A 6,870-nucleotide genomic window follows, 5' to 3' on the forward strand; every position below is an offset into this window, starting at 1 on the left:
ACCGACGATCGTCTCACTCCCAGGAGAACCGCTCATGTCCCTGCTTCGCGTTGCCGCGCTCCCCGACGACGTGTTGCCGCTCGACGCGTACGAGGCCACGCTCTCCAACGACCTGCGCGTGATCGTCGTCCCCACCGGGCAGCCGGGTCTGCTGAACCTCCAGATCATCGTGAAGGCCGGCAGCCGCAACGACGTGGACCCCGGCGCCTCGGGGCTCGCGCACTTCGTCGAGCACCTCATGATGCTCGGTACCCCGCGCTATCCGCAGGCGGTCTACGACGAGATCCAGATGCGTGCCGGCACCCGCCGCGAGGCCGAGACCTCCTACGACTACACCATGTACTCGTTGCTGTGCGCGCGCGAGGACCTGCCACAGTTCCTCGAGATCGAAGCCGACCACTTCCTCGCGCCGGGGTATTCGGAGGAGGCCTTCCGGTCCGAGGCGGGCGTCGTGCTGGCCGAGCTGCAGGCGACGCTGTCCGATCCGGCGCAAACATCCCATAATAGGCATCTGGCCGCGGGCTACCGCGTTCACCCCTACGGTCACCCCGTGCTGGGCGCCCCCGCCGACGTCGAGCGCTTTCCGGAGCGCTTCGCGTACTCGCAGGCCCACTTCCGCCGCAACTACCGTCCCGAGCGCACCACGCTGCTCGTCGTCGGCGACGCCCACCCCGAGGAGGTCTGCGAGCTCGTCCATCGGCACTGGGGCGACTGGCGCCCCGTCGGACCGGCGCAGGAGGTGCCCGCCGAGCCTCCCCCACGGGAGCCGACCACGACCTTCGTGCCCTGGTCCGGCGACTTCCCCGGGTTGCTCGCCCTCGGCTATCACGGCCCGAGGTTCTCGTCCGACTCCTCGGACTTCGAGGCGCTGCAGCTCCTCTTCGAGCTCGAGTTCGGCGAGAGCTCGGAGCTCTACCGCCAGCTGGTCCACGGGGAGCAGCACGTGAAGTTCCTCGTACCCGTCGTTCTGCCCTCGCTGGATCCGGGGCTACCGACCGTCAGGGGGCGTCTCAACGCGGGTCGCACGAACGACGACGTGAAGCGCGTGCTCGAAGCGATGCTCAAGACCGCCGACCGCGCCCGTCGACGGAGCGTCTCGGCGCACCAGCTGAAGCTGCAGCTCGACCGCGGCCGGGCCTCGCTCGCCCACGTCTTCGACAACGTCGAATCGATCGCCGAAGCCCTGTGCATCTTCGTGCACTTCGACCGCTCGTACGCCACCCTCAACGACCACTACCGTCGACTTCAGAACCTGACCCCGGAGCATCTGCAGGCCGCCGCGGAGCGCTACCTCACCGATGAGCGGCTGGTGGCCACGCTCCTCGCCTCCGAGGACTACTCCGGGGCCCTCTCGGTCACCCGCCGCGGGGCGGACGTTCGCGCTGCGACCCAGCCCGAGGCCGGCGCCCGGGCTCCCACGGTGCTGCTCCGCTCACGCATGCCGCTCGTCCGGGTGAAACTCTGCTTCACGGCCGGCTCCGCCTACGATCCGCCCGGCAAGGCGGGGCTAGCGCAGCTCGCCGCCGGCCTGCACTCGGGCGCTGGAAGCCAGGAACTCCGCCGCGAGGAGATCGAACGCGCGCTCCATCCCCTGGCCGGCTACTTCATGGCCCACGTGGACCGCGAGCTCTGCACGTTCACCGGGATCGTACATCGCGATCACCTGGACGCCTTCGCGGACCTCGCGCTACCGCAGTTCTTCGACCCCGGTCTGCGCGAGGAGGACTTCGAACAGCTCAGGGCGGCCCAGCTCGGGGAGTTGCTCGACGATCTGCGCGGCGCCGACGAGGAGAACCTGGCGAAGGAGCGCCTGCAGTGCAACCTCTTCGCCGGCACGCCCTACGCCCACCCACCTCTCGGCACCCTCTCCTCGCTCGAGGCCGTCACGGTCGAGGACGTACGTGCCTTCGCCCGGCGCTTCTACACGCGGCAGAACGTCCGGCTGGGCCTGGCCGGGGACGTGCCAGGCGCCTTCCTTTCGCGCCTAGAGGACGCCGTGGACGCCCTGCCGGCCGGCGCCCCCGTCGGGCCCCTCCAGGTACGAGGACGGCGCCCCTCGGGGATGGAGCTCGAGATCCTCGAGAAGGATACCGACGTGGTAGCCATCTCCTTCGGTACGCCGATCGACGTGCTGCGCTACCACGAGGACTACGCCGCGCTCTCCCTCGCTCGGGCCTGCCTGGGAGACCATCGCTCGTCGTACGGCCGGCTCTACCGCAGCTTGCGCACCGACCGCGGGCTGACCTACGGCAGCTACGCCTACCTCGAGGCCTTCCCACTGGCGGCCGCCGCGCTCTATCCCTCCCCCAACTTCGTGCGCCGTGCGCAGCTCTTCGAGGTCTGGATCCGACCCGTGCATCCGTCCGTCGCGACCTTCGCGCTGAAGGCCGCCGTGCACGAACTCCGGCAGCTCATCGCCGAGGGTGTGACCGAACAAGAGTTCGAGCGCTTCAGATCCTTCCTCGCGAAGAACGTCCTGCAGCTGCTCAAGACGCAGGAGGACCGGCTCGGCTACGCGATGGACAGCGCCTGGTTCGGCATGGGGGACTTCGGCACCGACTTTCCCCGACAGGTCGCAGCCCTCAGCCCGAGCGCCGTGAATCAGGCCATCCGGCGGCACCTCACGGCCACGGACCTGGGCGTGGTCCTCGTGGCGCGCGACGCGGCCCGGCTGCGGGAGGAGCTGCTCGACGGCGCGACCCCCGCGGTCCGCTACAACGGGCCCGTCTCCCCGACCTTGGTCGAGCAAGACCGCGCGATCTCGTCGAGCAAGCTCCTGGTGACGCCGGAGAGCGTGCGCATCACGCCCGTCGAAGCCGTCTTCGCCTAGGAGGCGCCCCGTAGGGCGGGACTCAGATCTGCCCGCGAAACTTCACGAACAGGAAGTAGCGGTCGGGGATGTCGTCGAATTGTAGCGGCTGCTTGCAGGTCTCGCAGGTCCGCGGCTCCTTCAGCAGCTCGGCCGGATCCTTGAGCTGCTGCGGCACGTCGACGACGATCATGGCCTCCCGGTCGCAGCGCGCGCAGTAGTAGGGCGCCACCACCGACTCGACCTCGGCCTTCCCGGGGAAGTTGAACACGCTGTTCAGCTGTACGACAATCGCGGGAGAGCAGCGAGACAACGTCAGCCGTGGAACCTGCTCGACCGAGCGCATGAAGTTGATCCACTCCCGAACCCCGCACGAGTTGATGCGCGCGACGTCGAAGGTGTCGATGATCACACGCCCTAGCTGGGCCTTCGTCAGCGCATGGAGCAGCCGCTTCGCCAGCGGGTCGAGGTCCGCGCCTTCGTCGATCTGGCCCTTGAGCACCAGACGGACGGCGCCTTCGACCACCGCGAGGTCCGCCTGCAGCGCGGAGCTTTCGTCCGAAGACATGCCTTCCTCCAGAATCGGCCGCAGCCTCGAGACGCGTCTTGCGCCGCAGCCAGGACCACACGCACCTGCAACCCTAGTTTTTTCTCACAGTTCGAGGCTCGAATCAATGAAACGTGCTCCCTCGCCCACCTTCTGCCGGACCGGCCGTCCCGCGTCGCGGACACGCTGGCCATCCCCGCGGCGAGCCGTCGGCGCCGCTCTGGTCGCCCTCGGTCTGTCACTGGCCGCGGGGGTCAGCGCCGCTCCGGCCGCAAGCCCGAAGAAGGTCCTCGACGCGACCTGGCTCCTGCGAGCCGCCGAGACCGCCGAGCCCGACGTGGCCGTGACGCTCTTTCGGGCCGCGTTGCAGGTCGACCGCGCCCCACGGACGCTCTTCATGCTGGCGCGCCAGCTCGAGGCGACCGGCTGGCCCACCGAGGCGCGCGAGGAATACCAGGCCTTTCTGAAGGTGGCCCCCCGAGACGACCCCGACCGGTCGATCGCGCAAGCCGCGCGCGAGCGCTTGACGCGCCTGCTCGAGCGCAGCGCCCCCACGGCACGCCGTCCCCCGTCGGCTCCGGCCCGCGCCGAGGCGGCCAAGGCCTTCGGTCTCGGACGCGCCGCCGCCCTGGCGGGCAAGCACGCCGACGCCACCCGCTACCTGCACGCAGCCCTGATCCTCGACCCGTCCCTGTCCGGCCCGCACCGCCTCCTCGGCGCGGTCTACGCCAAGCTCGGCAAGTCCGACGAGGCCCTGAATCACCTGGCGGAGTACCTGCGCATCCGGCCCGACGGCCCGCTCGCGTCACAGATCCGCCAGACTCTCTCCAAGCGCCACGTGCTAGGGATGCTGAAGACGAACGCCTCGTTCCCGTCGCAGATGTGGGTCAACGGCTACCCCGTGAGCGGGCGGACTCCCATGTCCCTCTCGCTCCCCGGCGGCGAGTACAACATCGCCCTCCTCAACGCGCAGTACCACGTGGGGAAGAACTTCAAGGTCCAGGTGATTGCCGACAGCCAGGCCGCGGTGAGCTTCTCCTTCGGCATCCTGAAGGTGAACCTGGATCCCTGGGCCCGCATCCGCGCCGACGGGCGGGACCTCGGGCTCTGGACCGAGCTCGGCCTGCCGCCGGGCACCTACCACCTGAGCTTCGAGTCGCACAACAAGAAGCTGCGGGCCGAGGTGCGCCTCAACATCAAGGCCGGGCAAACGATCGCCATCAACAACTGGCAGAGCCTGATGGAGGGGAAGGTCGGCGTGCGCTAGAGAATCTTTCCGACGACGAGCGTGATGTCGTCGGCGGGGGGGACGCCGTCGTAGAAGTCGTGGGCCAGCTTGATCAGGACGTCGCGTAGTTCGTCAGCCCGGCGGTGACAGTGGGGCTGCATGGCGCGGCGGAGTCGTTTTTCCCCCCACTGGTCGCCGTTGCGGTCCTCGCCTTCGGTGAGGCCATCCGTGAACCAGAGGATCGTATCCCCCGGACGCAGGTCCACGGAGAAGGCGGGGAAGTCCCACTCCGGCGTGTCCCCGAGGCGATTGCCGCGGGCCACGAGCGACTGCAGGGTGTGCTGTCCGTCGTCGCCGACCCTCCCGATGAAGGGGAGCGGATGCCCAGCGCTGGCAAAGACGAGCTTCCATTCGTCCAGGTCGATGAGCGTGGCGAAGCAGGTCATGAGCAGGTGCCGGCGCGCCGCCAGATAGACGATGCGATTCAGCGCCTGCATCAGCCCGGTGATCGACAGGTTGCTACCGAACGCGGCGTGCAACGTATCGCAGCAGCTCTTCGCGGACGCGGTGATGAGCGCCGAAGGGACGCCGTGTCCCGTCACGTCTCCGACGATGAGCAAGGTCTTGTTGGGGCCGAGCTCGAGGTAGTTCCAGAAGTCTCCGCCGCAGATGCTGGCCGGCTGGTAGTGACCCGCGAACTGCAGCCGTCCCCGCGTGATGAGGTCCGGAACGGCAACGAGCGCCTCCTGCACCGTGCGTGCGACCTCCATCTCCTTCTGCAGGGTGACCTTGTCGGCCGTCTCCTGCAGCAGGTTCTGGATGCGATCGGCCATGTGGTTGAAGGTCGCCCCGAGATGACCGAACTCGTCGTTGGTCTTCAGCGTGACGCGCGCCGAGAGGTCGCCCGAGGCGATCTGGGTCGCCCGCTGGGCGAGGGCGCGCACGGGACGCGTCACCTGCAACCCCTGCGCGATGGCCAGGAGCAGCCCGAAGAGGAGGCAGAGCGAACCGACCATCACCGACCGCACAACGGACCGACGGGTCGTGACCTCGCGCTCCTCGCGCAGCTTCTTCAGCTGTTCGTCGAGCTCGCGGAGCGAGTAGGCGTAGTGCAGCTCTCCGCGCGTCTTTCCGCCGTAGGACACGGGCGTGACGAAGCGGAGGGCCCGCTCGCCAGCCACCTGCGCGTTCTCCGGCGGCGGCACCTTGCCGGATTTGTCGACGAGCAACTTCGTCTTGCCGCTCGACAGGACACCTCGCCCGCTTCGCGCGACCACCGTGGCCGTGTCGTCGACCACCTCGACGTTGAGCACCGCGGGATCCGCCTTCAGCGTCTCGTCGAGCGCCTCCTGAATGAGGGAGTAGTTCACCTCTGCCAGAGCGGGTGCGATCCCGGCCGCGAGCTTGCTCCCCATCCCCTCCCCGTTGCGCCGGATCGCCGTACTGCCCTGCTCTTCTTGTCTTTTCGACTCGGCGTCGTACACCCTCAGCATGGCCAGGAGGTCGAAGGTCCCCATGGCGGCGACCACGATCGCGACCAGAATGGCGACGGAGAGAACGAGCTTCGTCAGAACAGAGAAGGACCGTCTCTGGGGCCGCATCGGACTACCCTTCTTTCTCGTTCAGCGCCGCGTGCAAAAGCCCAACGAACATCACGCGCTCGGCCTTGTCGAGGACCTCGTTTGGAAAATGTCGCGCGCCGAGATGCCGGCAGTATGCCGGCCCGCCCGCTGGATCGTCAAGAAAGCTAACGACTGGGCCGATCTACCGCGCTCTCGGCTTCCGCGAAAAAATAGCGTTGACAGTCGTGAAATAAATTGTAAGAGTACTTTCATAGAACACGATGAATGATCGCGAGGGGGGACGAAGACCCGCGCGAACTCAGAGAGGTGAACAGCCAGTACGGGAGGCCGCGCAAGCGAAAGCTCGCGGGGTCCGAATCGACGCCCTAAGTCCTTCGGGATATGGACGAGCGACGCAGACGGAATGACGCCATGCAGAAGAAGAACCTGAAGGACCTGATGAAGCTTCGTGAGCTCGACAAGCGCATCGCCCCGGGTGGCTGCGCGAGCGCCTCGCGGTACAACTGGGCGTAGTCGACAACTGTCTGGCTGGACCTCGGCCCGCGGGTGAAAACTCACGGGCCCTCACCTCGGCGACCTAAGTCCTGCGGGATATGGGCGACCGAAGTAGACGGAAAGATACCATGCAGAAGAAGAACCTGAAGGACCTGATGAAGCTTCGTGAGCTCGACAAGCGCATCGCCCCGGGTGGCTGCGCGAGCGC

General features: G+C 67.7%; 4 protein-coding genes. 2 read left to right on the top strand and 2 right to left on the bottom strand.

Annotated elements, in window-relative coordinates; all coding sequences use genetic code 11:
- Positions 1–34 precede the first annotated feature (34 nt).
- Positions 35–2,830 (top strand): insulinase family protein, encoded by a 2,796-nt coding sequence (locus IT371_09455; GenBank protein ID MCC6747871.1) that lies wholly within the window; start codon positions 35–37, stop codon positions 2,828–2,830.
- 22 nt (positions 2,831–2,852) lie between these two features.
- Here IT371_09455 and IT371_09460 read toward each other — a convergent pair whose 3' ends face one another.
- A complete protein-coding gene (locus IT371_09460) occupies positions 2,853–3,377 on the bottom strand; it encodes a hypothetical protein (GenBank protein MCC6747872.1) in 525 nt (174 codons plus the stop codon).
- Between the two features lie 106 nt (positions 3,378–3,483).
- On the opposite strand from IT371_09460, the gene IT371_09465 reads away from it, so the two are divergent.
- Positions 3,484–4,623: a hypothetical protein gene (locus tag IT371_09465; GenBank protein MCC6747873.1), complete on the top strand. Its 1,140-nt coding sequence runs from the start codon at positions 3,484–3,486 to the stop codon at positions 4,621–4,623.
- On the opposite strand, the gene IT371_09470 is transcribed toward IT371_09465, so the two are convergent.
- Entirely contained in the window at positions 4,620–6,185 is a 1,566-nt protein-coding gene (locus IT371_09470) for a SpoIIE family protein phosphatase (protein MCC6747874.1), read from the bottom strand. The genes IT371_09465 and IT371_09470 overlap by 4 nt on opposite strands.
- Between the last annotated feature and the right edge of the window lie 685 nt (positions 6,186–6,870).

The organism is Deltaproteobacteria bacterium (assembly GCA_020848905.1).
Taxonomy (GTDB): Bacteria; Myxococcota_A; Polyangia.

Excerpts from the sequence above, each read along its gene's own strand:
- IT371_09455 (MCC6747871.1), top strand. The coding sequence starts at position 35 with ATGTCCCTGCTTCGCGTTGCCGCGCTCCCCGACGACGTGTTGCCGCTC.
- IT371_09460 (MCC6747872.1), bottom strand. The coding sequence starts at position 3,377 with ATGTCTTCGGACGAAAGCTCCGCGCTGCAGGCGGACCTCGCGGTGGTC.
- IT371_09465 (MCC6747873.1), top strand. The coding sequence starts at position 3,484 with ATGAAACGTGCTCCCTCGCCCACCTTCTGCCGGACCGGCCGTCCCGCG.
- IT371_09470 (MCC6747874.1), bottom strand. The coding sequence starts at position 6,185 with ATGCGGCCCCAGAGACGGTCCTTCTCTGTTCTGACGAAGCTCGTTCTC.